The sequence below is a fragment of the Streptomyces sp. NPDC001728 genome (assembly GCF_040297565.1).
Taxonomy (GTDB): Bacteria; Actinomycetota; Actinomycetes; order Streptomycetales; family Streptomycetaceae; genus Streptomyces.
Genome location: NZ_JBEOZK010000006.1, coordinates 33,685 through 60,661 on the forward strand (window position 1 = coordinate 33,685; position 26,977 = coordinate 60,661).

The window sequence follows — 26,977 nt, forward strand, 5'->3', positions numbered from 1 at the left end:
GGCCCGGTCGGTTACGCCTCCCAGACGCCCACCCCCGTACGGTCGTCGGCGTAGCCGGTCACTCTCAGCTGGGTGTCGGCGAGGAAGGCGGCCAGGCCGGGCGCTTCGGCGTCCGCCCAGCGGGCCGCGAGTTCCCCGGCGAGGGCCGGTTCGCCGCGCATCGGCTCCGCGAGGCCGGCGGAGGCGAGCAGCAGGGTGTCGCCCGGGCGGGCGACGGAGGCCCGGAAACGGAACGGCTCGGCGGGCGGCGGCACCGGCTCCTCCACGAGCGGTCCCGGGGCGGTGGTGATGCCCAGGTCCATGGTGAGCCGGTCGCCCTCCTCGGTCTCCTCGTCGAGGGAGGCGGCGGGGGCGGAGGCGGCGGGCGGTGAGCCGAAGCCGACGACGGCGGCGCCGGTGACGGCGGATGGCTCCGGGAGGAGCGGTTCGAGGTCCTGCCACGAGCCGTCGCGGAGCCGGAACAGACCACCGCCGCCGATGCCGAAGAAGACCCGGGTGCGGCACGCGGGGTCGGCGGGGACGAGCAGACAGCGGAGGGACGCGGTGTACTCGTCAGGGGCGAGGCCGCGCTCGGCGGCGCGGGCGCGGAGCTTGCCGTACGTACGGTCGGTGAGCCGGTGGAGTCCCGATTTCAGGTCGCCTCGGCGGCCCGAGCCGATGTCCTCGGAGAGCCGGGCGTGGCTGCGGCAGACGGCCTCGGCGATCCACCGGCAGGCGTCGGCGGCGGCGAGGTGGGCGTCCTCCGAGGCGCGGGAGCCCGCGGCGACGGCGACGAGGACGAGCGCGGTCTCGTCGTGGCCGAAGCGGGCGGTGAGCAGGGCGTCGCGCCGGGGTTCGCCCCGGTAGCGCGCGGAGTCCCCGCGTACGGAGGCGGCGCGCAGGGTGCAGGTGCCGTAGCGGGCGCCGTCGAGCACGGTGTCGGCGACCAGTTCGCCGAGCTCACCGGGGCGGGCGACGGGCAGCGCGGTCGGCTCGGGCTCGTAGGTCGGCGGTCTGCCCCCGATGAATCCGGTACGCGGGCGGGGCACGGAGACCTGGACGGTGAGGTCCCCGTCTCCGCTTCCGCCGCCGTCTCCGTCTCCGTCTCCGTACGCTCCGGCGCCGGGTTCCGGATCCTGTCCTTCCACCCCCTCCGCCCTCCCCGTCTCCGGAGGCATCGGTTCCGTCGTCGGGACCCGGACCTGGACGGTGGGCGCCTCGACGGGCGGGGGCGGGGGCCCGGGGAAGGTCCGCGGCCCGACCGGGGGCGCCTCCCAGGGCGCCCCCCAGGGTGCGGGCCCGGCCGTCGCGCCCGGGGGCGCGGCCCCTTCGGGGGCCGGGACCGTCTTCGGGTCCGGGCCTCGGGGTGCCGTGGCGAAGTGGTCGTCGAGCGTGTCACCCGAGACCGTCGGGGCCGTGTCCGGCGCCGAATCGTCGTAGAGCTTGTCCCACCAGTTGTCCCCCTGCTGAGTCATGCCCCTATTGTCCACGGCGCAGGGCATCCGAAAACGGGACATCGGGAAAACCGCTGCTGCGAATGGGTGATCCGCCGGGCGGCCCCACCCCCCACGGGAAGGACGCCCGGCGGACCGGCGTGATCAGCGCACGTCGTAGGCGCGGACCACGGTCTGGGTGACGGAGTTGCCGTTGGCGTCCGTCAGTTCGGTCTTCAGGGTGACCGGCTTGCCGGCCGCGCCCGCGTGGTTCACGGTCGCGGTCCACTGTCCGCCCTGCTGGGAGACCCGCGCTTCGGTCCAGGTCGTACCCCCGTCATAGGAGTACGAGAGCTTCGCCGAGGTGAGCGCCGCGGGGGTGTAGCCCGCGTGACCCGTCACGGTGAGGCCGATCTGCTGGCCGTCGGTCGCGGCGAGGGTCTTGAGTCCGTCCTCCGGAAGGTCGTACCGGGGGAAGAGAATCGGGATGCCCTGAGAATAGACGCTCTCATCGAGCTTGGAGGTGAATTTCCATACCGAGTTGACGGAGGTCGAGCGGGCCCAGACCTTGCTGCCGATCTTCATGATGTTCTGTTCGAGGGTGTACGTCCCGGCTTCGGCCGGTACCTCGAAGGCGCCGAAGGGCCAGCCGTTCTCGCCCAGGACCTCGCCGTCGCGGCTGAGGCGCACATTGCCGATGTCACCGAAGGAGCCGGCCTCGGCATAGTGGGTGTTGTCCCCCCACATGGCGGCGGCGAAGCCTATGTAGTTGCCCTGACGCTCGGCCGCGAGGACCGGCTTGCCGGTGGTGTCGCGCGGGGCCGTGGGGGCGATGACCCCGTCGTACCAGTTCTCGGTGCGCTTCTCGCCGGGCGTGTACGTGCGGTGGGCTCCCATCATCAGCTCACCGAACGGGAAGCTGCTGTTGACCATCTGCGACCAGGCGGTATCACCGGTGGAGTAGTACTCGGTGCGGGTGCCGGGCGCCGGGACGGTCTCCAGGGAGCCGAAGGTGACGGCGACGCCGTTCGGGCGGTGGCCGGCCGGGAAGTCCGTGAAGTCGGTGGCGACGCCCGACGAGCCGTAGCTCGCGTCCGTGCGGCCCAACTGCCCGTCGCGGACCCGGTAGTTCTTGTCGTCGCGGATCGCGACGGTCTCCGGGAAGGCGAGGTTGTAGACGTACGGGCTCTTCGCGGTGGCCTTCCAGGCGAGGGTGACCTCGCCGGCCGCCAGCCTGCCGAGGAGTGCGGTCGCCTCGTCGGCGGGGACGGAGAGGGTCGGCAGGCCCAGTCCGGTGAAGCCACCGCCCGGGTACCAGCGGCCCGGGGCCGAGTGGTACGCGACGACGGCGACGGCGCCGGCGGTCTTGGCGTTGCGGGCGATGGCGCCCGCCGCGGTGGAGTCGTCGGGCAGCCGGACCAGGGCGATACGGCCCTGGACGCCGGCGGCCTTCAGCTCCTCCGGGGTGCCCGTACCGGCGTCGACGAGCCGGGCGGAGCCGGTGCCGTCGAGGTTGTCGGAGGCGATGGAGGCGGTCAGCGGGTGCAGCGCCAGGCCGTCGGTGGTGCGCAGCGAGGTGATCTGCGGGGCTGCGGCGCGCCAGTAGCTGCCGAACTCGAAGTCGCCCTCGTCGGCCCGGCCTTCGACCGAGGCGTAGTAGCCGCGGATGGTGCGCGGGCCCGTGGCGGTTCCGGCGTGCAGCCAGGAGTCGTCCCAGGAGCGGGCGAACGCGAGGGTGGCGCCCCGGAGTTCGGTGGCCCGATCGGTCTTCACCGACAGCTTGTGGGCCTTGCGGGCGTCGAGGACGACGGTGGTGTCCTTCTTCAGCTCCATCTGGGGGCGGCCGAGGTAGCTGATCGAGTCGTACAGCCTGGCGCCCTCGCCCGCGTCGGGGGTGGTGACGAAGGAGGAGAGGAAGTAGCTGCCGGGGCGCAGGCGGTAGACCTGGTCGGCGGCGCCCTCGTTGAAGCGGCGCTCTCCGCTGGCGTCGTCGGTGCCGATGACGTCGAGGGAGGAGGCTCCGTCGGCGGGCCTGCCCTGACGGTCGATCATCTTGACGCGGAGGGTGACCGTCTCGGGCTCGACGTACAGCGAGAACGGGGTGGAGACATGGACGCCGCCGGGGCCGGTGGCGAGCACGCGGCCGGTGACGTCGCCGTACTGGGCGGCTTCGAGGCGGGCCGAGGGGTCGAGGTCCAGCGGGACCTGGACGGTGGCGCCGGCCGGGACGGTGACGGTACGCCTGCCGAGGCGGGCGACCGAACTCCGCACACTGGAGCCGTCGTTGCCGGTGACCCGCTCGACCGCCAGGTTCAGGGTGACGGCGGCGTCAGCGGTGTTGGTGTACGGGACGGAGACCGTGGTGCGGTCACTCTTGTCCTGCGGCCAGTTGAAGGTGCCGCCCTGGACGGCGGGGGCGCCGAGGACCGTCTGGTCGATCGCGGCCTTGACGTCGAGGCGGCCACCGCCGACCTCGCGGACGTCGCCGGGCACGGCGCTCTCGGCGGAGGCGACCAGTGCGGCCTTGACCTGCTGGGCGGTCCAGTCGGGGTGGCGCTGCTTGACGATGGCGGCTGCGCCCGCGACGTGCGGGGTGGCCATCGACGTGCCGGACATGGACCGGTAGGCGTACACGCCCCGGCCGCCGGCCGCGGCGGCGGAGATGCCGACGCCGGGCGCCGCTATCTCGGGCTTGAGGGTGTGGTTGACGATCGTCGGGCCGCGGCTGGAGAAGTACGCGGTGGAGTCGTCGCGGTCGGTGGCGCCGACGGTGAGCACGCTGGGCGCACAGCCGGGCGAGGACACGGTGTTGAGGGTCGGCCCGGAGTTGCCGGCGGCGATGACGAACAACGTGCCCTTGCTCTGCGCGAGTTCCTCGGCCGCGACGCTCATCGGGTCGGTGCAGTCGGTGGGCACGGGGCTGCCGAGGCTCATCGAGACCACGTCGGCGCCCTGGGCGACGGCCCACTCCATGCCGGCGATGATCCAGGAGGCGGCGCCGGAGCCGGAGTCGTTGAGGACCTTGCCGTTGAGGAGGGCCGCGCCGGGCGCGACGCCCTTCTTCTTGCCGCCGCTCGCGGCGCCGGAGCCGCCGACGGTGGAGATGGTGTGGGTGCCGTGGCCCTGGCGGTCGCCGGTGGTCTCGGAGTCGGTGAAGTTCTCCGAGGCGGCGATCCGGCCCTTGAGGTCGGGGTGCTCGGCGTCGGCTCCGGTGTCGAGGACGGCGACCTTGGTGCCCGTGCCGTCGTAGCCGGCGGCCCAGGCCTCGGGGGCGTGGACCTGCTTGGTGGAGCGCTCCAATGTGGCCTGGACCTTGCGGTCGAGCCAGAGCTTGGTGATCCCGGCGGCGGAGCGGGCCGTGGGGGTGTTGACGTCGGCCCAGAAGGTGGCGGCCTGCTTCTTGTCCGTCTTGAGCGCGACGCCGTCGACGGTCCTGAGGACCTGCCCGCGCTTGGCGCCGCGCGGGGCGGCGGGGACGGAGCGGGCGAGGTCGGAGCCGTAGACCGCGATGAGGGGCAGCGTGCCGGTGGCGGCGTCGTCGTAGCCCTGGCGGACGAGTCCGGTGACGTTGAAGAGTTCCTCGTCGACGCGTCCCGCGGCGAGCGCGGCGGTGGCGCCCTCGGGGTAGACGTACAGGTCCTGGCCGGAGCGGCGGGTCTGGACCAGGGGGAAGGTGCCGTCCTCGCGGGGCAGGGCCGTGGCGGCCGGGTTGCCCTCGGCGTCGCGGGTGACCACGACGCGGTCGCCGGTGACCAGGGTCACCGTGGCGGCGCGGTCGCCGGCGCGGGCCGAGGCCTCGCTGCCTGCCAGTGGTCTCTTGCCGGTCGTGCCGTCCTGCGGCTCATTCGCCATGGACGGCGCGACCGCGGTGACGGCCAGGACGACGGCGGTCGCCGCTCCCAGGGCCGTACGCGAAATCGGGCGCATCGCTCTCCCCATCTGATTCCGGAAAAAGGGCGCAAGACGCCCGTCTCCAGAGGTTGTTGGTGCTGCGGTGGCGCCACATTGGCAGAGGTGAGGGCGGTGCAGGGATGATGGGCAAGGCGGGAATACGCCGTGGCCGTTTCCCGCCAGGTCACCAACGGAACGAATGCCTCCGGTGAATGTCCCGGGAAGATCCGGTACGCCCGCCGGAGGTGGGGCGAGGGGTGGGGCAATCCATGCTGGGAGCGATAGGACTCGACGAGCGCCAGGAGTCCGCGTACCGGGCGCTGGTCGCGCTGGGCGCGGCCGAGGTGACCGACCTCGCGCACCGGCTCGCGCTGCCCGAGCACGACACCGAGCGGGCGCTGCGCCGTCTGGAGTCGCAGGGCCTCGCCGCGCAGTCCTCGGCCCGGACCGGGCGCTGGGTGGCGGCGCCCCCGGGGGTCGCGCTCGGCGCCCTGCTGACCCAGCAACGGCACGAGCTGGAGCAGGCGGAGCTGGCGGCGGCGCTGCTCGCGGAGGAGTACCGGGCGGAGGCGGCGGAGGCGGCCGTGCACGACCTGGTGGAGGTGGTGACCGGCGCGAGCGCCGTCACCCACCGCTTCCTCCAGCTCCAGCTGGGCGCCCAGGACGAGGTCTGCGCCCTGGTGACGGGCAAGCCGATCGCGGTCTCCGGCCTGGAGAACGACGCGGAGGAACAGGCGGCGGGGCGCGGGGTGCGCTACCGGGTGGTCATCGAGCGCGAGGTGCTGACGCTCCCCTCCGGGCTGCTGGAGCTCTCGGCGGCGCTCGGCCGCGAGGAGCGGATCCGGGTCGCGGACCGGGTGCCGACGAAGCTGGTGGTCGCCGACGGGAACCTGGCGATGGTGCCGCTGACCGGGCGGGGCGTGGAACCGGCGGCGATCGTGGTGCACGCGAGCGGGCTGCTCGAATCGCTGACGGGCCTGTTCGAGTCGGTGTGGCGGGAGGCGCTGCCGCTGCGGCTCGGGGCGGGCGCGCAGATCACCGAGGAAGAGGCGCCGGGCCCGGATGTCATGGACCTGGAGATCCTGTCGCTGCTGCTGGCCGGGATGACGGACGCGAGCGTGGCGAAGCAGCTGGACCTGGGGCTGCGGACGGTGCAGCGGCGGGTGAAGGGCCTGATGGAGCTGACCGGGGTCACGACGAGACTGCAGCTGGGCTGGCACGCGTACGAGAAGGGCTGGGTGGCGCGCGGCTGACTGCCGCGTACTCCGTCCGTCGCCCTTGACCTGCGGAGACACCCGAAATCCTGCACCCTTGACAGATGGGTGTGTGGCAGCTCCTGCTGATCGCGACGGTGATGCTGATCGGTCTGTTCGGGGTGCTCACCCCCGGCGTGCCGGGCACGTGGCTGGTGTGGGCGGCGATGCTGTGGTGGTCGCTGCACGAGCGGACGGACCTGGCCTGGCTCCTGCTGGCCTCCGCGACGGGTCTGCTGCTGCTCACCCAGGTGGTCGTATGGCAGCTGCCACCCCGCCGTTTCCGGGGCGTGGGCATCACCCGGCGGATGGTGGCGTACGCCGGGGCGGGCGCGCTCCTGGGCTTCGTGCTGATTCCGGTGCTCGGCTCGATCCCCGGTTTCATCGGCGGGATCTACCTCTCGGAGCGGCTGCGGCTGGGCGGCCACGGGCAGGCCGGGGCGGCGACCCGGGCGGTGATGCGGGCGGCGGGGACGAGCGTGCTGGTGGAGCTGTTCGCCTGTCTGCTGATCGTGGGAGCGTGGGCGGGCGCGGTGATCTGGGGCTGAGGACGGGGGCAGGCTCCTTCCTGCGGACGCGCCGGGTCCTGGTCCGCAGGAGGGAGCCGGGATCGGTCCGGTGGCCGATCCGCCCCGCCGGGAACAGCGCGATCCTGGACGTATGAGGGATTTCGAGGGCTTCAGCGAAGCGGAACTCGCCTATCTCACCGAGGGGCGGCGGCTCGCCCGGATGGCCACGGTCGACCCGTCCGGACAGCCGCAGGCGAACCCGGTGGGCTTCTTCCCGCAGGAGGACGGCACCGTCCTGGTGGGCGGTCTCGCCATGGGCCGTACGAAGAAGTGGCGCAACCTGCGGCAGAACCCGAAGGTGGCACTGGTCGTCGACGACCTCGCGTCCGTACACCCCTGGCGGGTGCGGGGCGTCGAGATCCGGGGCGAGGCGGAACTCCTCGTGGGCTCGCACGCCCTGGGCCCGCGTTTCAGCGAGGAGGTGATCCGGATCCATCCGCGCCGGATCCACAGCTGGGGTCTCGCGGAGGCCCCTGCGGCGGCGTCCCCCGGAGCGGCGTCCTGAGGTAGCGCGCCGCGTACGAGCGCCAGGGGCGCCATTCCTCCGCGTCCGGACCGCCCGCCGGGGGCACGTCCGGGTCGCCGAGCGCCCGCATCCGGATCAGGGCGGCGGCGTCGGCGGTGACACCGGGGACGGCGCGCAGCGCCCGCTCGGCCTCGTCGCGGTCGGCCCCGGGGTCGAGGCGTACGGTTCCGTCGGCGAGCGCGCGGGCCAGCGGCCCCGCGACGGGGTGGCCTGTGAGGGCCAGGGGCTCGGGGAACACATGGGTGAGGGTGCCGCAGGCGGTGGCCAGCGCCGTGCCGTGCGTCTCGACGATCCGGGCGGCCTCCCGGGCGCCGAGGAGGGTCCGCAGGGCGAACTCCTCGGGGTCGGCCGTGCCCGGGGAGCGGACGCCGGGCCGGGCGGCCACCTCGGCGGCGAGCCCGGGGGCGGCGCCGAGGCGCTCGGCGACCGCGTACGGGTCGGCGTCCAGGTCGAAGAGGCGACGCAGCCGGTTCACGGCGGTGGTCAGGTCGCGCAGCTCGGTGAGGTGGATCCGGGCCTCGAGCCAGCGCCCGGCGGACCGCTCGTCGACGGAGACGACCCCGGTGCCGTACGGGAGCCGGAGCGTGCGCCGGTAGGTGCGGGCGCCGGGGGCGCCGACGACCTCCTCCACCCGGGGCACGGCCTCGGCGGCGAGCAGGTCGAAGAGCTCGTCGGCCGCGTAGGGCCCCCGGTGGGCGAGCCGCAGCGGCACCCCGGCGGCGAGCGCGGTCCGGGCTCCGGCGCCGCTGCCCGCCTCGGCGCGCAGGGCGCTGGGGGTGCGGGCGTAGACGCGCCGGATGGTCTCGTTGAACTGGCGGACGCTGGCGAATCCGGCCGCGAAGGCGATCTCGGTGACCGGCAGTCCGGTGGTCTGGAGCAGCAGCCGGGCGGTGTGTGCCCGCTGGGCGCGGGCGAGCGCGACGGGCCCCGCGCCCAGCTCGGCGGTGAGCTGGCGCTGTACCTGCCGGGTGCTGTAGCCGAGGCGTCCGGCGAGCCCGGGCACGCCTTCGCGGTCGACGACGCCGTCGCCGATCATCCGCATGGCGCGCCCGACGACATCGGCCCGTACGTCCCAGGCCGCCGAGCCGGGCACGGCGTCCGGGCGGCAGCGGCGGCAGGCCCGGAAGCCGTGGCCCTGGGCGGCGGCGGCCGTCGGGTAGAACGCGACATTCTGCCGTTTGGGGGTGACGGCGGGGCAGCTGGGACGGCAGTAGATGCCGGTGGTCCGTACGGCGAAGAAGAACTCGCCGTCGAACCGGGCGTCCCTGCTGCTGACCGCCTCGTAGCGGGTGTCGTCGTCCTTCACGCCTCCCAGTGTGCGGCCCGGGAGGACACCGGGCTCGCGGTTTTCGGACACGGCGGTACGGGGGTGCGATACGGAGGGGCGGGTGCGGGTGGTGTGCGGGGGCGGTACGGAGGGGAGCGCCGCGCTCCCCTCCGTACCGTTGTCCCGTCAGCGGACGCGCCCCCGCTTCAGCTCCATCGCCTGGCGCCCCTCGACGCCCTTGCGCTTCCAGTCCTTGAGCATCTCGGTGCGCATCCGGGCGTCGGTCTTGGCCACGAGCCGCCGGTTCTCGCGGATCAGCTTGCGGTAGCTCTCCAGCCGGCGGACCGGCAGGGAGCCGTCCTCGATCGCCGCCGCGACGGCGCAGCCCGGCTCCGCCTCGTGGGCGCAGTCGTGGAAGCGGCAGTCCCGGGCCAGTTCCTCGATCTCGGCGAAGACCTGCCCGACGCCGGCCTCGGCGTCCCAGAGCCCGACCCCGCGCAGTCCGGGAGTGTCGATGAGGACTCCCCCGCCCGGCAGGACGAAGAGGTTGCGGGTGGTGGTGGTGTGGCGGCCCTTGCCGTCGACGTCACGGGCGGCCCGGACGTCCATCACGTCCTCGCCGACGAGGGCGTTGGCGAGGGTGGACTTCCCTGCGCCGGAGAGGCCGAGCAGCACGGTCGTGCCGCCCGCGACGACGGCGGAGAGCACATCGAGTCCCTCGCCCGTGGCCGAGCTGAGGGGCAGCACCTGGACGCCGGGGGCGACCGTCTCGACGTCCTCGACGAGGTACGAGAGCCCGGTCGGGTCGGGGACGAGGTCCGCCTTGCTGAGGACCACGGTCGGCTGGGCACCGGACTCCCAGGGGTCCGCCGACGTACGCAGCAGTGCCTCACCGCTCGAACTGGACATCGCGAGCGCGAGGAACCGTTCGATCCGCCCGAGGTCGAGTTCGACCGCGAGCGACACACAGATGACGATGTGATCGATGTTGGTGGCCAGCACCTGGCCCTCGGACCGCTTGGACGACGTCGACCGCACGAAAGCGGTCCGCCGAGGCAGGATCGTCCGCGCGTACCGCGGATCACCGCCCTCGGGGTCGACGGCGACCCAGTCCCCCGTGCACACGACCTTCATCGGGTCATGGGGAACGACGAACGCGGTATCGGCACGGACGACGCCGTCAGGCGTGGCCACATCACACTGACCGCGATCAACACGGACGACCCGGCCCGGGACCAGGCCCTGGGCGGCGTACGGGGCGAACTCGGCCTCCCAGCCCTCGTCCCAGCCGTAGACGGCGAGCGGGTGCTGGACAGCGGAAAGAGAAGACGGGTGGAGCGAAGCGTGGGACAAGGGGGACCCTTCGAAGGGTGGCCCCGGCGGCGCGCTCCGAGCGCGCGGAAGTCGAGTGGGTGTCAGCCGGAGACCACAGGGGCGGGAACGATGAACTCCTGAATGCGGGCAGAGCCCGTCACCGTGACAGTCATCAATGTCCTCACCTCCTGCTTCTTACCTCGACGAACCAACACCGTGCCCCTTCGCGGAGCGGATGAGCAGAACCATAGCCCCGCCCCAGGGCACGGCACCACCGATTAAGTACGGCGTCGGTCTCCCGCTCACCGTTCGCGTCGGACACCGACACGTTCGACAGCAGCACGCTCGGCGGAGGCCAGGGACCCGATGCCCAGGTCCGTCAGCCCGTCCGTGGCACCGAGAGCGAGGACGGCGGCGAGCGCCGCAACGTCCGGCGACGCCGTTGCCTACCCAGAAAGAAGCTTCCCTCGTCGGGGAACCCGTCGAAGCCGCAGCACATCACGTCGTCGTCGACATGAAGACGGGTGGAGCGAAGCGTGGGACAAGGGGGACCCTTCGAAGGGTGGCCCCGGCGGCGCGCTCCGAGCGCGCGGAAGTCGAGTGGGTGTCAGCCGGAGACCACAGGGGCGGGAACGATGAACTCCTGAATGCGGGCAGAGCCCGTCACCGTGACAGCCGTCAATGTCCTCACCTCCTGCTTCCTGCTTCCTGCTTCCTGCTTCCTGCTTCCTGCTTCCTGCTTCCTGCTTCCTGCTTCCTGCTCAACGAACCAACACCGTGTCCTCGGCAACGACACAGCCGCGCCTTGGAACGAGCAGAACCATGGACCCACATGGCCCGCCCCGGAACTGGACTTCTCCGACGACCTGTCCGCCTCTCTCGACGGCGCGGACCTCGTCGTCCTCGCCACCGAGTGGCCCGAGTACCGGCAAAGCCGACCCCACACCCTGGTCGGCCACCCGGCAACCCCTGCTCGTCGACTGCCGCACCACCCTCGACGCTCCGCAGCACTCACCGCTGAAGACGCTCAGCGAGGCCCCACATCGCCTTGCGCCTTTCTTCCATCGGTAATCCTGGTCACCCGGTAGTAAGTGGCGACACAGGAGGCAGGCCAAATCCGCTTCCCCTTGTTGCCGAAGGGTTCCGATATCTTGCTGATAACGAGCGGCGTGTAAGGCAACACCGTTGCCCCCGCCGCAGCCTGTTTCCTGAGCAGATGATCCTGGTTGCCCCAGGCTTCGGCACGCGCGCTCATCTCCGCTTCCAAAGTGCGCAGGGATACCGCGAATAGGGCTGTGAGGCAAACACACGTGAGTGCGGCACCCACGGCTACCGGATTCATACGCGGGCGGCATCGCCTGACTGTCGCGTTCCCAAGGAGGCAGCCCACGCCGGCGAGAACGAGGAGGAGGAGAAAAATGAAGTCGTTCCAAATCCGGTTGGAGGTCGCAACGGAGGGGCCGAACGCCGGATAGGCGATCACCGTGCACAGGTATCCGGAGAGGAGGAAGGCTGCCGTGCCGGAGACGACGAGCAGAGGCGCTCGGTGGTCGGGGCGGGGGACGCCTCCGTTGCCGTTGCGGATGAAGATGCCGATCAATACTCCTGCGGCGATCATGCCGAGGTACTGCCAGCTCGTCGCCAGGGTGTAGAGGATGTGCGCGTACCCCCGCAGCGAAGCCAGGAGCGATTCCGGCGCGAACATGGAGTCTGCGTGGTGGCGGGTGCGCCGGTTGCGTGAGCCGGGCGAGGTGAGCAGTACGGCGGTGCCGATGAGGATGCCCCCTCCGGCAGCGGCGCACCAGCTACGTACGAAGGTGAGCCGTCTTGCCGGGAAGAGTCGGCGACTCAGCAGCAGGCTGAGGAGGAGGATGGTCAGGGCAACTACCGAGGTCTCCTCGGACAGGGTGCCGATGACGGCTCCGAGGGCGAGCGCGGACGCGATGGCGGCGGCCTTTCCGCGCCGCGAGGTTGCCAGCAGGGCCGGGATTGCGGCAGCGGCCGCGAGGACGGGCGGGAGGGTGTGGGAAACCGACGAGGCCGGCCAGAAGTAGGTCTTGTAGGTGTTCACGGAGCCGAAGCAGAAGACGGCCAGGAACATGGCCGCCCCGAACAGCGGCATGCCCCGGGGTAGCCTCCACCGGGCGCTCCGGAGCAGCGCGGTTGCCAAGGCCCACAGGAGGAGCAGCATCACGACCGAGCTGATGCCCGCGTACCACTGCTGGCCTGCGATGCCGTAGGTGGCATAGGAGGCGACGAGTGCACCGTTGGCGATCCGGCCGTTGTCCGTGGAGTAGAACTGGTTCACCAGGGCGATGAAGCCTTCGTCGCGTACGAGGGGCAGGAAGCACCACTCGTCGCCGCTCGGGCGCACCCAGCGCGCGATCCATGAGGCATCGGCGAAGACCGACAGCGGAAGGAGGGGCAGCAGTGCCACACCTGTCGACGCGAAGCGAGGCGGGGTGGTGATCAGGCTTGCCGAGTTCCGGGGTCCGCGGGCGGGCGAGGAGGAAGGAGAACGCGGTGCCGAAGATTCCGGCGATGAGTGCGGCGACATTCTTGTCCACTCCAAGTTGACTGACGGCCACAGAGAGAAGGGCACCGGAGGCGACGAGGTTGAAGCCGGCCACTGGACAGCGCATACCGGAGGAAAGCGCGCCAGGGCGAACGGGTCCGGCAGGTAGTGTGCGAATTGCCCCGGGTGCCGAATCAGGCGCAGCCGAACAAGCGGCCCCCAGCAGGATGCGGACGATCACTGCCGGAGCGGTCGCCCGTGTACGGGGGCCACAACCCTGATTTGCGCCTTCCCCAGCCCACCGTGGCTCCTCACGTCAGCCGGTCTCCTGACGGAGGATCTTCCAGCGGGGGCAGCGGAGGCGACCGACACACCGCCGAACAGTCCGGAATCACGCGTCAGCGCTCCGGATGGACGAAACCACCGGCATCGTGCCGTTGAGGGCTCTGGTCACCCAGGTCATGGGCCAGGGCCCTGTGCCGGCGCGAAATCTGTGTTCTGGATCGCGGACAACGCGCAGTCATGGTCCACACCGGTCTGCGCCTCTTGACTGAACCAGGACTTCTCGTTCATACGGCGCAAAGTCGTCCAACCCAACGACTTCACCGACCCGACACAGAAGACCGTCGAGAACCGCGTCTCCCGACTGCTCGGCGAACTCGGCGTGGAACGCCGCGTACAGGCGGCCGTCGTCGCCGCGCAGGTCCGCGAGCACGACGTCGAGGGGATGCAGAAGACTTCATTCCCGCTCGGTCGGGAGTGGGATCCGCCACTCGAGGACCGTGCCGCTGCCCGGCGCCGCCCGTGCGTGGACCGAAAGAGCGCCGCCCAGCAGTTCGGCCCGTTCGGACAGGTTCCGCAGTCCGCTGCGGCTGCCGCCGTGCGGGATGCCTACACCGTCGTCGCTCACCGTGACCACCAGCACCCCGTCGTCTGCCACGACCGACACCTCCGCCTTTCGGGCCACGGCGTGCCGTGCCACATTGGTGAGGGCCTCGCCAAGGACGGCGAGCACCTCCTCGGCCACTTCCGGTGGCACGTCGGTGTCGATCAGGCCCTCCATTCGCAGCCCCGGAGCGAATCCGAGCGTCGACGCCGCCGAACCCACGGCCTTGACCAGGCGGTTTCGCAGTTTCGGGGCGGTTCCCGGGGTGTCGTGTTCCCGGAGGCCGAAGATCGTCGAGCGGATGATCTTGATGGTGGCGTCGAGATCGTCGATGGCCCGGGTCAATCGGTCCACCGCCTCGGGGTGCTCGACGAAGCGACGGGCACTCTGCAGCGTCATCCCCGTGGCGAACAAGCGCTGGATCGCCAGATCGTGGAGGTCTCGGGCGATCCGGTCACGATCCTCCAGAAGACTCACCTGTTCGGCGTCACGACGGCGGTCGGCCAGTTCGAGCGCCAGTGCCGCTTGGCCCGCGAATCTGGGGAGATCGGTGACCTCTGCGGTCGTGAAGGCGGGCCGGCCGTGGCGCCGCGCGAGGATCAGCACTCCACTGAGCCTCTCCTTGGTTCCGACCGTGACAGCCATGGCCTGTCCGAACCCCTTCCACCGTTCGGGCCGCACCGTGATACGCGGATCGTTCTCGACGTCGGCGACCGTGACCAGGCCGTCCTGCGCGAGGGCTGCCTCAACCAGGGTTCCTTCGCTGTTCGGTAGGACGACGCCCCGGTGCGCTTCGGCCCCCTCGCCGCAGGCCAGCGAGTCCCGCAGCTCGCCGCCCGGTCCGACCGCGCAGAAGATCCCCAGGTCGGCGCCCGCGATGTCCACCGCCTGCTCCAGCATCCCGCCGAGCACCTCGGTCTCCTCCGCACCGGACAAGAGGGCGCTGGTGAAGCCGGAGCCGGCGGCCAGCCAGCGCTGGCGCAGGCGGCCCTCCTCGTAGAGGCGGGCGTTCTCGATGGCGATGCCGGCCGCGACGGCCAAAGTCGTCACGACCGCCTCGTCCTCGGCGTCGAAGTCGGCTCCTCCACGCTTCTCCGTGAGGTAGAGGTTGCCGAACACCTCGTCGCGGACCCGAATGGGGACGCCCAGAAACGTGTGCATCGGCGGGTGATGGGCCGGGAAGCCGTATGAGGCTGGATGCTCCGACAGCTCGGCGAGGCGCAGCGCCTTGGGGTTGCGGATCAGCTCGCCGAGAATGCCGTGTCCGGACGGGAGAGCGCCGATCCGCCGGCGGAGTTCGTCGTCGATGCCGATGGGGAGGAATTCGGAGAGCTTCCGGTCGTCACCGATGACGCCCAGTGCTCCGTACTCGGCGTCCACCAGAGTCACGGCGGACTCAACGATGTCGCGCAGCACCTGCGGCAGGTCGAGTCCGCGGCCCACGGACATGACGGCTTCGAGCAGCCCGTTGAGCCGGTCCCTGGTCCCGCGCACCTCGTCGATACGCACCTGGACCTCGTCGAGCAGCTCGTCCAGTCGCAGCCGTGGCAGCCGTGTACCTGTGGGCTTGGTGTCCTCCCGGCCCATCGAGACCTCCGGCTGCATCGAGCGCACGGGCTCCACCCGAAGCGCGCACTCTCACCGTAGTCCGGATGAACCACCCGTTCCTGTCGGGCCGCCTGGGTGGAAGGCGGTCCGTACGACGCGGGCCGCGACGAAGCCGACGGGCGCGCACGCGAGAGCGATCCCGGCGCCCGCCCAGCCGAGTGGCTCGGTCTCCAGGATCGAGTTCAGGAAGGGCACGTACAGTGCCGCCGCCGCCAGAAGGGCAGAGGCGAGGACGGACAGAGGGAGGAACGGGTTCTCCTTGCTCAGAAGTCGGGTGCGCAGCCCCAGGGCGACGCCGAGCTGCGCGGCGAGCAGGGCGAGGAAGAGCACGCTCTGCCAGGGCAGGTCCAGTGCCTGAGCAGCGAGGCCCGCGCCGAGGGAGGCCGCCGTGACGACGGCCGCGAGAAGGAGCAGCCTCTGCCAGGCGGCACCGCCGAGAATGTGCTGGTCGGGTGGGCGCGGAGGGCGGTGCATCGCTCCCGGGGACGCGGGCTCGGCGCCCATCGCGACGCCGGTGAGGCCGTGTGTCAGAAGGTTGATCCACAGGATCTGGCCCGCGCGAAGGGGTAGTGGCAGCCCGAGCAGCGGGCCGATGAGCATCACGAGGATCTCTGCCGCGCCGCCGGCCATCCCGTAGACGAGGAAACGGCGGATGTTGTCGTAGACACGCCTTCCCTCCTCTACGGCCGCCACGACCGTCGAGAGCTCGTCGTCGGTGAGGACGAGGTCGGCGGCCTGCCGGGCGACCTCCGTGCCGCGTGCGCCCATGGCGACGCCGATGTCGGCACGGTGCAGGGCGGGACCGTCGTTGACCCCATCGCCGGTCATGGCGGTCACGGCTCCCCTGGCACGCCACGCCTCCACGATGTCCAGCTTCTGCTGGGGGTCCGTACGGGCGAAGACCCGCACCGAAGTGAGGTCCGCGACTCGACCCGCGGCCACGTCCGCCCCTGTGACGACGTGGCCATCCGTCTCGCTGCCGTCGCCCAGGAGCGCGACGTGGGCCGCGACCGCCCGAGCAGTCGCCGGATGGTCCCCGGTGATGAGGACGGGTGTGATGCCGGCCGCCCGGCAGGAAGCGAGCGTCACCGCGGCATGCGGCTTGGGCGGGTCGCTGAGCGCGACGAGGCCGAGGAGCGCGAGTCCCGACTCCGCCTCGGTGAACGGGCTCGGGATGTCGTTTCGCACACCCGACGCGACGGCAAGCACGCGGTATCCCCGGGCGGCCAGGCGCGCGGCCTCCTGGCGGGCCGCTGCGAGCACGTCCGGAGGATCCCGCAGGACCACAGGGGTGAGGACGGCTTCGGGTGCGCCCTTCAGACAGACGAGCAACCGGTTCCCATCGGCCTTGTGGAGGGTGGTCATGCGTCTGCGGAGGCTGTCGAACGGCGCCTCTCCGATCCGGGGGCGGGTCACCGACAGTTCCGTCGGCTTCGGGCAGCCAGTCTTGGCAGCGGCCACCAGCAGGGCGGCTTCCATGGGGTCGCCCAGGGCCGTCCAGCGGCCGTCGGGCCTCCGGTCGTCCGCCGGACGCAGCGTGGCATCGTTGCACAGGGCGGTCACGGTCAGGAGCTCCGTCAGTGGTTCGAGCTCGTCCGCTTCCGCCGGTCTCCCGGCTATGAGGACCTCACCCTCGGGTTCGTACCCCACGCCTGTGAGCTCGGCGCTCACCCGCGGTGTCCAGACGTGCTGGACGACCATGCGGCCCTCGGTCAGGGTGCCGGTCTTGTCGGTGGCGAGGACGGACACCGAGCCGAGCGTCTCCACCGCGGGCAGCCGCCGGACCAAAGCGTGCCGCGCGGCCATGCGGCGGGCGCCGAGCGCGAGGGCCAGGGTCACGACGGCGGGAAGGGATTCGGGGACCGCCGCCACAGCCAGGCTGATGGCGGTGACGGCCATCGTGCCCAGCGGGAGCCCACGCACCAGGCCGAGGGCGAAGACCAGGACGCACAGTGCGAGCGTCACGGCCGCGAGGACTCGCCCGAGGGCGGCGAGTCGGCGCTGTAGCGGCGTCGGCTCTCGGCGTTCGTCCAGAAGCGCCGCGATGCGGCCGAGCGCACTGGACGCCCCGGTCGCCGAGACCACGGCCACGCCTCGGCCGCGCACGACGACCGTGCCCGCGCTCAGGGTCGCACCGGAGTCCTTGTCCACGGGCACGGACTCCCCCGTGAGCATGGACTCGTCCACCAGAACGGCGGAGGCCTCGGCCAGCTCGGCGTCGGCGGCGACGATGTCGCCCTCACCGACCAGGAGAACGTCACCCGGGACGATCGATGTCGCCGGGAGGTCGCGGGCGGCGCCGTCGCGCCGCACGCGCGCGTGCGGCGCGGTGAGGGCCGAGAGGGCGGCCACGGCGTTGTCGGCCCGGATCTCCTGTGCCACACCGACGGTCGTGTTCACGAGGACGACCAGTCCGATGACGATCGCGTCGGGATGGTCACCGATCGCGAGGGTCAGCACGACGGCCCCGAGAAGCACCATGATCAGAGGGTCGGTCAGTTGGGCGATGACCCTGCTGTGGAGCCGTACGGGCTTTCTCGCGGTGACCTCGTTGGGGCCGGTGTCGGCCAGCCGACGGGCGGCCTCCGACTCGGTGAGTCCCGTGGTGTCCCGCACCGGGCCAAGGGCCTGGTCCGCTGCCGACGCGGTCATGGCCCACTCACCCCACGGGGACGGTGATCACCGGGCAGTGTGCGCGGTGGAGCAGCCCGTGAACGACGGAGCCGACGCGCATCCCGGAGTATCCGCCCTGGCCCCTGCGGCCGACGACGACGGCCAGTGCGTGTTCGGCGGCGTCGGCCAGCGTCTCGACGGGCGCACCGATGCGCACCTCGTGTGTGAGCCGGACGTCGGGGTACTTCCCCGCCCAGCCGGCGGTGGTCTCCGAGAGCAGGCGGCGTTCGGCGGAGAACAGCGTGTCACCGCTGTGCCGGGTGAAGACGGGAGGCTGCCAGACGGCGATGGCCCGCAGGGCGCAGCGCCGCAGATCTGCTTCCTCGAAGGCCCAAGCCAGGGCGGCCCGTGAGGACTCGCTGCCGTCGACGCCGACCACTAGGTAGGTCGTCTCCTGCGTGACGTGCTCCGCGTCGCCCACGACGACCACCGGGCAGTGCGCCTTCGCGGTGACCGGGACGACCAGGGAACTGGCGCTCAGGAACTCCTCGGGGCGGCTGAGGTGCCGGGAACCGAGCACGATCAGGCCGGCCTCGTTCGACAGAGCGGCCAGGGCTGCCACCGGAGCCCCGTCGAGAAGGGAGGATGTGGGTTCGATGTCCGGCTGCCGGGCGTGCGCCCAGGCGAGTGCCGTACGCAGGGCTTCCGCACCGGTCTGCCGCTGTGCCAGGTGACGAGCGGTGTCGTCGACGTGTCGGGTGTCGTGCTGCGGGGGTACCGCGACCACCAGGCGCAGTCCGACTCCTCGCAGGTGAGCCTCGTCCGCGGCCCAGGCGAGGGCCATGTGCCAGTTCTTGACCGGGTCGACGCCGACGACGATGTCACGGCGATCCGTGGTGCTGGTCATGACGTGCTCCCATGGGCGGTGTGCGTGCTTGCAGCAGGGTCTGCGTGGCGCGACGCGTCTACGAGGGCCCCAGGCACACTGCCGCCCTTCTGGCCGTCGGGGTGCACGGTGAGTCCCGGGAACTCCTCCCGGACCGGGCCCGAGAGCGAGGACCGTACGCGTGCCTGATCGCGAGCGATCTCGTCGTCGCCCTTGTCCAGCGCGGCCCGTGAGCGAGCGCGGCGCTTCGACGGCCCCGCCGTCGGCGAGTTCCGTGACGACCGCCGGCTCGGAGTGACGCGCCGTGATCACCTCGGCGGTCCGGTCGAACGGTTCCCTTCCCGCCTGCCGGCTCCTGACGAGGATCTCCGGCTGGGACGGAGACGGGGCCCGCATGTCCGTTCCGGCTGCACGGACGAGGGAGAGAGCGCTCCGCAGGGCCGCCTCCGTGCCGCCCACATCACCGTCGTGCGGGCGGGCGGCGATCCGTCGGCGTGGCCAACGTCCCTCCTGAGGCCGACACGGGCTGGGGATCCGTCCATGGCTCCTCCTCACGGGATCCAAAGACTCCTTCCATCCTGGCAGCTGATCTGGGGCGGCCGGAGGGCCGCTGGGGCCAACGACGGGACCAAAAGTCCTACACGGGCGGGGCTGAGCGCGGGCCGGCAGGACGAGCCCGTTCGGTCCTGAGGGTGGACCGTTCGGCCCTCGCAGGGCCCCCGCACTGGCGTCGGAAGGTGGTGGGTATCACCGTCCGAACCCCGGGCTGGAGGCGCGGTGACGAAGCACCCGAGGGTCGGCGGTCTGATGTCCGACGCCGTGGTCTCCGCCGTCCCCGCGACATCGTTCCGGGAGGTGGCGAAGCTGCTCGCCGCGCACGACATCAGCGGGGTCCCCGTCGTGGACGGACGACGACCATGTCGTCGGAGTCGTGTCCGAGAGCGACCTCCTGGCCCGCCACGAGCTGACCGCCGGGGCCTGATGAGCACCCCCTCCCTCCCTTCCACGCCTTCGGGCCTCGGCAGACCGACGTCACCTCTCCGGTCCGGGGCTCCGCGTCGGTACTACGCAGGGCACTCGCGGACCTGGCCGTCGTCCTCGACGAGCGCTTCCTGCGCACGGGCAGGGGGCCCGAGCGGGTCTTCGCGGCCTGCGCGGACGACCACGGGCAACCCCACGGGCCGGACGGCCCTCCCCAGGACCGCGTCAGCGGGCGATCCTGAACATAGGGGCCGTCGGTCGAACGAGCGAGAAGGTGACGAGCGATGGAGCACGGCAGCGTCGCGGATCCGAGGACACCCACGGCGGTCGGCATCGGTCCCGTCGAGTCCCGCCGTCGTCGCCCGCCCCGAGTGGAGCGTGGTGCGCGCTGCGCGAGTCATGGAAAGGGCCAGGGGCAAGCGTCCGCCCGTCGACGACGGGCACCTCGTGGGTGTGCTCAGCCGGAGCGACCTCGTCCAGCTCTTCCCGCGCCGAACCCGGCGATCCAGGAGAAGACCGTCGAAGACGTGGTCACCCGCGCCCTGGCGCTGGGCCCCTCGGCCCTCTCGATGGAGGTTGTGGGCAGCCGGGTCACTCTCAGCAGCACGGTCAGCCGCCGCAGTCTCGTTCCGGTGCTCCTCAGGCTCTGCAACAGCGTCGACGGTGTCGTGGGGGGCGTCGACCGGCTCAGGTACGAAGACGACGACCTTCCGAGGAAGTGACGATCATGGACACCCCCAGCGCCCCGTTTGGTCCCGTGGCGGTATCCGCCGAACTCGACAGCCGGCTGTCCCGCTGGCTGTGGCTGGTCAAGTGGATACTGGTGATCCCCCACTGGATCGTGCTGCTCTTCCTCTGGATCGCCTTCTTCGTCGTGACGGTGATCGCGTTCTTCGCCATCCTCTTCACCGAGCGCTTCCCCCGGGGCCTGTTCGACTTCAACCTCGGCGTGCTCCGCTGGTCCTGGCGCGTCTCGTACTACTCGTACGGGGCTCTCGGCACCGACCGCTACCCGCCTTTCAGCCTGGGCCCCGAGCCGGACTACCCGGCCCGCCTGGACATCGCCTACCCGGAGCGGCTCTCCCGCTCGACGGTCCTGGTCAAGTGGTGGCTGCTCGCCATCCCCCACTATCTCGTGATCGCCTTCTTCACCAGCGGCACGCACGCAGGATGGTGGAGCTGCGGACTGATCACCCTGCTCGCGCTCATCGCGGGATTCGCCCTCGCCTTCACCGAGCGCTATCCGCGCGACCTGTTCGCCCTGATCGTCGGACTGAACCGCTGGGTCCTGCGCGTCGCCGCCTACGCGAGCCTCATGACGGACGCCTACCCGCCCTTCCGCCTCGATCAGGGCGGTACGGAGGCGGCAGGGACCGGGCGCTCCACGAACGGCAGTTGACGGCGCCGCCTGGCGCGCCGAAGCTCGTCCGTTCCCCAGACCAGGACCGGGTGGCGTCGGGTTCCGTTCCGATGTGGTGGGCCCATGCCCGGATCCGTTCCGGGTCGCGGAAGTCCCCGCCCTTGCCCTGGCGGACCAGGGACCGGCTGACGCGGCCCGGGGTCTCGGCGGTCACGGCACCTCCGAAGGTCATGTGCTCACGGGCACCGAGCTTCTTCATCCGTCTGGCGACCCCTCGTACCGGCGGAATGTCGTGCTGTTCCGCGGAACTGTCGAGGGGGCCGCTGCTGAAGAGCCAGAGCGGGCGACGCCTGAGCTGCTCGGCGTTGCGCCGTGCGCACCGTCGCGCCTTGCCGGTCCAGTGCCCGGCGTAGAGGGCTCCGCCGAGGACGACTCCGTCGTAGGCGCTCACGTCGGTGACGGTGTCGGCCGGCAGGACGACGGCGTCGAAGCCGTCGTCCCGAAGCGTCCGGCCGATCTCCTCGGCGATTCCAGCGGTCGCACCGTGCTTGCTGCCGTAGGCGACCAGGGGGGTCAACGGCAGATCTCCTCGACGAAATGGCCCACCCGTCGCTCCGGCAGGTGCCGCGCCAGGTCCGCCTCGCTGATCATGCCGACCATGCGGTGGTCGTCGATCACGGGCACGCGGCGGATGCGGTGGTCCTGCATCGTGCGGAGGACCTCTTGGCTGCCGGCCCCCACGTCCACGGTGACCGGCTTGCCCTGGGCGAGGTCCCCGGCCGTCATCCGGTGGGGGTCCTTGCCCTTCGCGAGGCACTTCACCACGATGTCCCGGTCCGTGATGATGCCGTGCAGCCGGTCGTCCGGCCCGCAGATGGGCAGCGCGCCGACGTCCAGTTCTCTCATGCGGCGTGCGGCATCCATCAGGCTCTCGTTCTCCTGCACGCAGCTCGCACCGGCGTGCATGATTTCTCTTGCGGTCGTCATGGCCGCATCGCTTCCTTTCTGGCCCCCCTGCTCACGTTCCAGCCGATTCGCCATGAGTTTCAGAGGAAGAGCGCCGACACCCTGACGGTGTGAACCGGGCGCCAGGGGCGTCCCGTCGCCCCTTCCGCGGGCAGCAGACGGTTCCTCGGCCGACCGGACGGCGTGCCTCTCGTTGCCGCCCGTGGCCCGCGCCGGGCCGATAGCTCGGTGTCCCTGGCGACCCGGTGGCGTGTCTTCCTCGGCATCGTCACTCCTCCCGTCCTCCGGTGCCGTTCTCGGGCGTCGTCTCCGCGCGGGCCACGTGCCCTTTGACCGCGGCGAAGCTGTCCGGCGCCACCGAGATCGAGTCGAGGCCCGCCTCGACCAGGATCGCGGTGAACGCCGGATCGTCGCTGGGCCGCTGCCCGCACAGTCCGACCGGCCGGCCCGCCGCGTGGGCACGGACGACAAGGGTCTGAATGCTGCGGACGACCGCGGCGTCCCGCTCGTCGAAGACATGGGCGAGGGCCTCGGAGTCGCGGTCGACGCCGAGGGTGAGCTGGGTGAGGTCGTTGCTGCCGATCGAGAACCCGTCGAAGCGTTCCGCGAACTCCCCGGCCAGAACGATGTTGGCCGGAATCTCCGCCATGACGTGGACCTTCAGCCCGTTCTCGCCTCGTACCAGTCCCTCGTCCGCCATCACCGCCAGCACACGGTCGGCCTCGCCGAGGGTGCGGCAGAAGGGGATCATGACGATCACGTTCGTCAGCCCCATCCCGTCACGGACCCGGCGCAGTGCGCGGCATTCGAGGGCGAAGCCCTCGCGGTAGCCGTCGCTGTAGTAGCGGCTCGCGCCACGCCAGCCGATCATGGGGTTCGCCTCGTCCGGTTCGAAGGGCCGGCCGCCGAGGAGCTTGGCGTACTCGTTGGTCTTGAAGTCGCTGGTGCGCACGACGACGGGCGCCGGCCAGCGCGAGGCCGCGATCCGGGCGATTCCGTGGGCCAGCCGGTCGACGAAGTAGTCGCCTCGGTCGAGGTAGCCCTCGGTGAGCCGCTCGATGACATGCCGGTCGTGGGCTTCGAGCCGCTCCGGGTGCAGCAGGGCCATGGGGTGCACTTTCACCTGGTGGGCGACGATGAACTCGAGGCGCGCCAGTCCCACTCCGTCCGCGGGAAGTCGCCACCAGCGGAACGCGGCTGATGGATCGGCCAGGTTCAGCATCACCCGGGTTCGGGTCGCGGGCAGTTCCGCGAGGTCGGTCTGGGTCTCCTCGTACGGGAGCAGCTCTTGGTAGACACGTCCGCTTCCTCCTTCGGCGCAGGAGACCGTGACGGGATGCCCGTCACGCAGGATCCGTGTCCCGTTTCCGGTTCCGACGACGGCGGGGACGCCGAGTTCGCGGCTGACGATGGCGGCGTGTGAGGTACGTCCCCCGTGGTCGGTGACGATCGCGGAGGCCCTCTTCATGACGGGTTCCCAGTCCGGGTCGGTGATGCCGGTGACGAGGACGCCGCCCTGTGGGAAGCGGTCGAGGTCGACGGGCGCGTCGAGCGCCACGACACTGCCCTGGCCGATGGCCTCGCCGACGGCGATGCCTACGACGAGCGGTTCGCCGGGAGTGACGGTGAGCCGACGGCGGGTCAGGGTGGTGGTGCGCCGACGCGACTGGACCGTCTCGGGGCGGGCCTGGACGATCCAGAGCTCGTCAGTGAGGCCGTCCTTGGCCCATTCGATGTCCATGGGGCAGCCGTAGTGCTCCTCGACGGCCGCCGCCCAGCCGGCGAGCGTGCGGATCTCCGCGTCGTCGAGGACACGCCGGTTCCGCTCACCGTCGGGTGTGTCGACCGTGCGGGTCAGCCCGGCGTCCGCGTACACGGCCTTCCGCCGCTTGGCTCCTATCCGCACGTCGATGACGGGGTCGAGCGCCGGGTCCTTCATGCTCGGCTTGAACACCGTGTACTCGTCCGGGTCGACCTGGCCGCTGACGACGGTCTCCCCCAGCCCCCAGGCGGCACTCACCACGATGACGTCCGGGAAGCCGCTCTCCGGGTCGAGGGTGAAGACGACCCCGGCGCCGGCGAGATCGGAGCGGACCATGGCCTGGACGCCGATGGACAAGGCGACGGCAAGGTGGTCGAAGCCCATCCGTTCCCGGTAGTCGATCGCCCGGTCCGTGAACAGGGAGGCGTAGCAGCGCGTGCACGCCTCAAGGAGCGCGTCGGCGCCGCTGACGTTCAGGTACGTATCCTGCTGCCCGGCGAAACTCGCTTCGGGCAGGTCCTCCGCCGTCGCACTGCTGCGCACCGCCACCTCGGGCGACTCCCGGCCGATCTCCTCGGCCAGCCGCTCGTACGCCGCGAGCACCGCATCCCGCAGAGGCGCGGGCAACGGCTCCACGAGGAAGAGGGAGCGGATGGCCGCACCGACCTCGTCGAGCGGGGCGTCCTCATGCAGCCTGTCGATCTGTGCCTCCACCCGACGGCGGAGGTCTCGGGAACCGAGCAGTTCCTCGTACGCTTCGGCGGTGGTGGCGAATCCCGGAGGGACGCGGATGCCCGCCTTCCCGAGCCGCGTGGTCATCTCGCCCAGCGAGGCGTTCTTGCCACCCGCTCGGCCGACATCGTGCCGCCCGAGTTCCGTGAACGGTACGACGTGTCGCATCGGTCCCATGGTCTCCTCCACAGCTCTCGGGCCTCCTCAGTACGGCAGGCGCCTGCCGGACGGCGTGCGCAGGTCGAGGGGAGCCTGCCCGCGGGGGCGGCCCGGCCGGCGGCTGATCCGGATGCGCTTCATGATGGTCACCGCTCCGCGGAACCGGTCGATGGACCGCGGGTGTGCTCCAGCCCCACCGTCCCCCGTGGAGGTGGTCGTGTCCCAGTGCCGGGCGGGGCAGCGTGCACGGGCCGGCCGGCCGTGCCGGAACGGGACCGGTCGGCCCGTGCCGAGTCGTGTGTCCGGCGCTCGCGCTGCTGGCAGGGGACGGTGATCACCGGGCACGGAGCACGGTGCAGCAGGCCGTGGACCGTCGACCCCAGCCGCATGCCGGAGTAGCCGCCACGGCCTCGGCGACCGACCACGAGTGAGAGGGATTCCCGTGACGCCAGGGCAAGTTGCTCGACCGGGTGTCCCCTCAGGACCTCCCGGGAGACGGCGACATCGGGATATCTCTCCGCCCAGCCCGCCACCGATTCGGCGAGCAGCCGACGCCGCTCGTCCAGACCCTCTTCACCGTCGTCGTGGGCGAGGACCGAACGGGGCCAGACCCAGAGGGCCCGCAGCCGTGCCTCGCGCAGGCTCGCCTCCTCGACTGCGAAGGCGACCGCGTCCCGTGAGGCCTCGCTTCCGTCCACGCCGACGACGACGGTCGGTGGGGGCACCGTGGTGTGCTCGGGTGCGCGGACCACGACGACGGGGCAGGCGGCCCGTGCGGTGAGGGGGACGGCCACGGAGCTCTCGCTGAGCACCTCGGCCGCCCTGGCGAGACGGCGCGAGCCGACGACGACGAGCGCGGCGTGCGCCGCCATGTCGCACAACACGGTCGCCGGCACACCGTTCACGCGTTCCGTCGCGATCCGCAGACCGTCGTGCAGTCCCCGGACAAGGTCCTCCGCGTCGGCGATCGCCGAGTCCGCGCGGATCCGCAGGGCGCTCTGGCGGGCGAGCGCGTCGTACCAGAACCCGCCGTGGGCAGGCGGAACGGCGACGACCAGCCTGAGCGCCAGTCCTCTTCGTACGGCCTCGTCGGCGGCCCAGACGAGAGCGGGGACCGACTGCTCCCGGGGGTCGATGCCGAGCAGTATCTCGTTCACGTCTCCTCGACACGGGTGGCGAAGGCGGGTGGGACGATCTCCACCGGACAGGCGGCGTGGTGGAGCAGGACGTGGGCGACGCGTCCCAGGGACGGGCCCGCGCCCAGGACACGGTGTTCTCTGCCCATCACGAGCAGATCGGTGTGGGCGGTCGCCTCCACGAGGATCCCGGGCGTGCTCGCGCCCGGCTCGACGTGATGGCTGATGATCAGCTGCGGATAGAACTCACGCACCAGGTCGGCGAGCCCCTTGATCTCGTGCACGCGCTGCCGCGCGATCCCGTCGAGGTCGTCCAGCATGCTCGCGACGCTGCCGACGTGGGTGAGCACGTTCCAGACGCTCACCAGTCGCAACGCCGCCTTGCGGGCGTCGGCCTCGGCAGCGGCGACGAGCAGCCAGCCCAGGTCCGAGGCGCCGTGCACGGCCGCCGTCACCGAGCCCGGCGCGGGACGCACACCGTCACCGCGGACGACGATCACGGGCACCTCGGCGCGGGCGGCCACCCCCAGACCGACGGAGCCGAGCATGAGGGCGGAGAATCCGCCGAGCCCCCGGTTGCCCACCACGATCGTGCCCCCGTGGCCGGCAGCCGCCCGGAGACCGGCGACCGGCTCCTGGCGGCTCAGTTCCCTCGTGACGGCGAGGTCCGGAAAACGCTCCTGGACCGTGCTCGCGGTCTTGATCAGCAGGTCGCGCCCTGCTTCGCGCACCGCCTGGATCGTCTCGGCGTTGGAGAAGATCGCCCGTCGGTCGGTGTCGGCGGCGTGAACGAGACGCAGCGACCGTCCCCGTCGGTCCGCCTCGTCGGCGGCCCAGAGCACGGCCGTGCGCCCGGACGGCGACCCGTCGACTCCCACCACGATGTCGCCGAGCTCCGGTCGGGCGGGGATCTCGCTGGTCATGGCTCCTCCTCCGGGGAACAACCGAGGCTCGGAAGCGCGTCCCGAGGGGCGACATGTCCCACACTGGCACCGTGGTGGGCCTCCTGGGGATGGGCCGTTCGGCCCCGATCGGGCCCTGCCCGGCCCTGCTGCGGAAGGCGACGTGACACCAACCTGAAATGCGGGATCCCCTGTCCGATCCGGTCCCGGGAGGGGCGGGATCGGACAGGACTCGACGA

Annotated in this window: 18 protein-coding genes and 3 pseudogenes; 7 read left to right on the forward strand and 14 right to left on the reverse strand. The window is 71.5% G+C overall.

Annotated features, from left to right (window positions below):
- Positions 1-11: 11 nt before the first annotated feature.
- Both ABT154_RS11525 and ABT154_RS11530 read right to left on the reverse strand, forming a co-directional pair.
- Complete coding sequence (locus tag ABT154_RS11525; protein ID WP_351855882.1) at positions 12-1,454, reverse strand: protein phosphatase 2C domain-containing protein; 1,443 nt, start codon at positions 1,452-1,454, stop codon at positions 12-14.
- Positions 1,455-1,577: 123 nt separating this feature from the next.
- Positions 1,578-5,339, reverse strand: a complete 3,762-nt coding sequence (locus ABT154_RS11530) for a S8 family peptidase (protein ID WP_351855885.1) — start codon at positions 5,337-5,339, stop codon at positions 1,578-1,580.
- A 233-nt stretch (positions 5,340-5,572) separates the two neighbouring features.
- Between ABT154_RS11530 and ABT154_RS11535 the strand changes: the two genes are divergently transcribed.
- From ABT154_RS11535 to ABT154_RS11545, 3 genes are all read left to right on the forward strand, one after another.
- Positions 5,573-6,556, forward strand: a complete 984-nt coding sequence (locus ABT154_RS11535) for a helix-turn-helix domain-containing protein (RefSeq protein WP_351855888.1) — start codon at positions 5,573-5,575, stop codon at positions 6,554-6,556.
- Positions 6,557-6,621: 65 nt separating this feature from the next.
- Positions 6,622-7,104 (forward strand): DUF456 domain-containing protein, encoded by a 483-nt coding sequence (locus tag ABT154_RS11540; protein WP_351855891.1) that lies wholly within the window; start codon positions 6,622-6,624, stop codon positions 7,102-7,104.
- A gap of 112 nt (positions 7,105-7,216) precedes the next feature.
- Positions 7,217-7,630, forward strand: coding sequence for a PPOX class F420-dependent oxidoreductase (locus ABT154_RS11545; protein WP_351855893.1), 414 nt, complete (start codon positions 7,217-7,219; stop codon positions 7,628-7,630).
- On the opposite strand, the gene ABT154_RS11550 is transcribed toward ABT154_RS11545, so the two are convergent.
- The 4 genes and pseudogenes from ABT154_RS11550 to ABT154_RS33925 all read right to left on the reverse strand — a co-directional run.
- Positions 7,536-8,957: a bifunctional transcriptional activator/DNA repair enzyme AdaA gene (locus ABT154_RS11550; RefSeq protein WP_351855896.1), complete on the reverse strand. Its 1,422-nt coding sequence runs from the start codon at positions 8,955-8,957 to the stop codon at positions 7,536-7,538. The two genes, ABT154_RS11545 and ABT154_RS11550, sit on opposite strands and share 95 nt — an antisense overlap.
- Positions 8,958-9,104: 147 nt before the next feature.
- Positions 9,105-10,271, reverse strand: a complete 1,167-nt coding sequence (rsgA, locus tag ABT154_RS11555) for a ribosome small subunit-dependent GTPase A (RefSeq protein WP_351855899.1) — start codon at positions 10,269-10,271, stop codon at positions 9,105-9,107.
- Between the two features lie 988 nt (positions 10,272-11,259).
- Positions 11,260-12,669 carry a DUF6056 family protein gene (locus ABT154_RS11560; RefSeq protein ID WP_351855902.1) on the reverse strand — a complete coding sequence of 470 codons (1,410 nt, stop codon included), beginning with the start codon at positions 12,667-12,669 and terminating at the stop codon, positions 11,260-11,262.
- Positions 12,670-12,730: 61 nt separating this feature from the next.
- Positions 12,731-12,926, reverse strand: a pseudogene (locus ABT154_RS33925) (GtrA family protein); the annotation flags it as partial.
- 434 nt (positions 12,927-13,360) lie between these two features.
- Here ABT154_RS33925 and ABT154_RS11565 point away from each other — a divergent pair.
- Positions 13,361-13,465: pseudogene (locus ABT154_RS11565) on the forward strand (DNA-binding response regulator); the annotation flags it as partial.
- Positions 13,466-13,486: 21 nt separating this feature from the next.
- Here the strand turns inward: ABT154_RS11565 and ABT154_RS11570 are convergent.
- The 3 genes from ABT154_RS11570 to ABT154_RS11580 are packed head-to-tail and all read right to left on the reverse strand — an operon-like array spanning position 13,487 to position 18,761.
- Complete coding sequence (locus tag ABT154_RS11570; protein WP_351856422.1) at positions 13,487-15,220, reverse strand: sensor histidine kinase; 1,734 nt, start codon at positions 15,218-15,220, stop codon at positions 13,487-13,489.
- Positions 15,221-15,271: 51 nt separating this feature from the next.
- Positions 15,272-17,893, reverse strand: coding sequence for a cation-translocating P-type ATPase (locus ABT154_RS11575; RefSeq protein WP_351855904.1), 2,622 nt, complete (start codon positions 17,891-17,893; stop codon positions 15,272-15,274).
- A 7-nt stretch (positions 17,894-17,900) separates the two neighbouring features.
- A complete protein-coding gene (locus ABT154_RS11580) occupies positions 17,901-18,761 on the reverse strand; it encodes a universal stress protein (RefSeq protein ID WP_351855906.1) in 861 nt (286 codons plus the stop codon).
- A gap of 786 nt (positions 18,762-19,547) precedes the next feature.
- Between ABT154_RS11580 and ABT154_RS33930 the strand changes: the two are divergent.
- The 3 genes and pseudogenes from ABT154_RS33930 to ABT154_RS11595 all read left to right on the forward strand — a co-directional run.
- Positions 19,548-20,144: pseudogene (locus ABT154_RS33930) on the forward strand (CBS domain-containing protein); the annotation flags it as partial.
- Between the two features lie 104 nt (positions 20,145-20,248).
- Entirely contained in the window at positions 20,249-20,443 is a 195-nt protein-coding gene (locus tag ABT154_RS33935) for a hypothetical protein (protein WP_502969483.1), read from the forward strand.
- A 5-nt stretch (positions 20,444-20,448) separates the two neighbouring features.
- On the forward strand, positions 20,449-21,120 hold the full coding sequence (locus ABT154_RS11595; protein WP_351855909.1) for a DUF4389 domain-containing protein: 672 nt from the start codon (positions 20,449-20,451) through the stop codon (positions 21,118-21,120).
- On the opposite strand, the gene ABT154_RS11600 is transcribed toward ABT154_RS11595, so the two are convergent.
- From ABT154_RS11600 to ABT154_RS11620, 5 genes are all read right to left on the reverse strand, one after another.
- On the reverse strand, positions 21,035-21,658 hold the full coding sequence (locus ABT154_RS11600; RefSeq protein WP_351855911.1) for a flavodoxin domain-containing protein: 624 nt from the start codon (positions 21,656-21,658) through the stop codon (positions 21,035-21,037). The genes ABT154_RS11595 and ABT154_RS11600 overlap by 86 nt on opposite strands.
- Complete coding sequence (locus ABT154_RS11605; RefSeq protein ID WP_351855914.1) at positions 21,655-22,068, reverse strand: CBS domain-containing protein; 414 nt, start codon at positions 22,066-22,068, stop codon at positions 21,655-21,657. Before ABT154_RS11605 ends, ABT154_RS11600 begins: the two co-directional genes overlap by 4 nt.
- 247 nt (positions 22,069-22,315) lie before the next feature.
- Positions 22,316-24,709 carry a phosphoenolpyruvate synthase gene (gene ppsA / locus ABT154_RS11610; protein WP_502969485.1) on the reverse strand — a complete coding sequence of 798 codons (2,394 nt, stop codon included), beginning with the start codon at positions 24,707-24,709 and terminating at the stop codon, positions 22,316-22,318.
- A 137-nt stretch (positions 24,710-24,846) separates the two neighbouring features.
- Positions 24,847-25,857, reverse strand: a complete 1,011-nt coding sequence (locus ABT154_RS11615; RefSeq protein ID WP_351855919.1) for a universal stress protein — start codon at positions 25,855-25,857, stop codon at positions 24,847-24,849.
- Positions 25,854-26,759, reverse strand: coding sequence for a universal stress protein (locus ABT154_RS11620; RefSeq protein ID WP_351855922.1), 906 nt, complete (start codon positions 26,757-26,759; stop codon positions 25,854-25,856). The genes ABT154_RS11615 and ABT154_RS11620 overlap by 4 nt, the downstream gene beginning before the upstream one ends.
- Between the last annotated feature and the right edge of the window lie 218 nt (positions 26,760-26,977).

Coding starts and splice junctions, on each gene's coding strand:
- ABT154_RS11575 (WP_351855904.1), bottom strand. CDS start 17,893: ATGACCGCGTCGGCAGCGGACCAGGCCCTTGGCCCGGTGCGGGACACC.
- ABT154_RS11525 (WP_351855882.1), bottom strand. CDS start 1,454: ATGACTCAGCAGGGGGACAACTGGTGGGACAAGCTCTACGACGATTCG.
- ppsA (WP_502969485.1), bottom strand. CDS start 24,709: ATGCGACACGTCGTACCGTTCACGGAACTCGGGCGGCACGATGTCGGC.
- ABT154_RS11540 (WP_351855891.1), top strand. CDS start 6,622: ATGGGTGTGTGGCAGCTCCTGCTGATCGCGACGGTGATGCTGATCGGT.
- ABT154_RS11530 (WP_351855885.1), bottom strand. CDS start 5,339: ATGCGCCCGATTTCGCGTACGGCCCTGGGAGCGGCGACCGCCGTCGTC.
- ABT154_RS11580 (WP_351855906.1), bottom strand. CDS start 18,761: ATGACCAGCACCACGGATCGCCGTGACATCGTCGTCGGCGTCGACCCG.
- ABT154_RS11605 (WP_351855914.1), bottom strand. CDS start 22,068: ATGACGACCGCAAGAGAAATCATGCACGCCGGTGCGAGCTGCGTGCAG.
- ABT154_RS11570 (WP_351856422.1), bottom strand. CDS start 15,220: ATGGGCCGGGAGGACACCAAGCCCACAGGTACACGGCTGCCACGGCTG.
- ABT154_RS11535 (WP_351855888.1), top strand. CDS start 5,573: ATGCTGGGAGCGATAGGACTCGACGAGCGCCAGGAGTCCGCGTACCGG.
- ABT154_RS11545 (WP_351855893.1), top strand. CDS start 7,217: ATGAGGGATTTCGAGGGCTTCAGCGAAGCGGAACTCGCCTATCTCACC.
- ABT154_RS11620 (WP_351855922.1), bottom strand. CDS start 26,759: ATGACCAGCGAGATCCCCGCCCGACCGGAGCTCGGCGACATCGTGGTG.
- ABT154_RS11595 (WP_351855909.1), top strand. CDS start 20,449: ATGGACACCCCCAGCGCCCCGTTTGGTCCCGTGGCGGTATCCGCCGAA.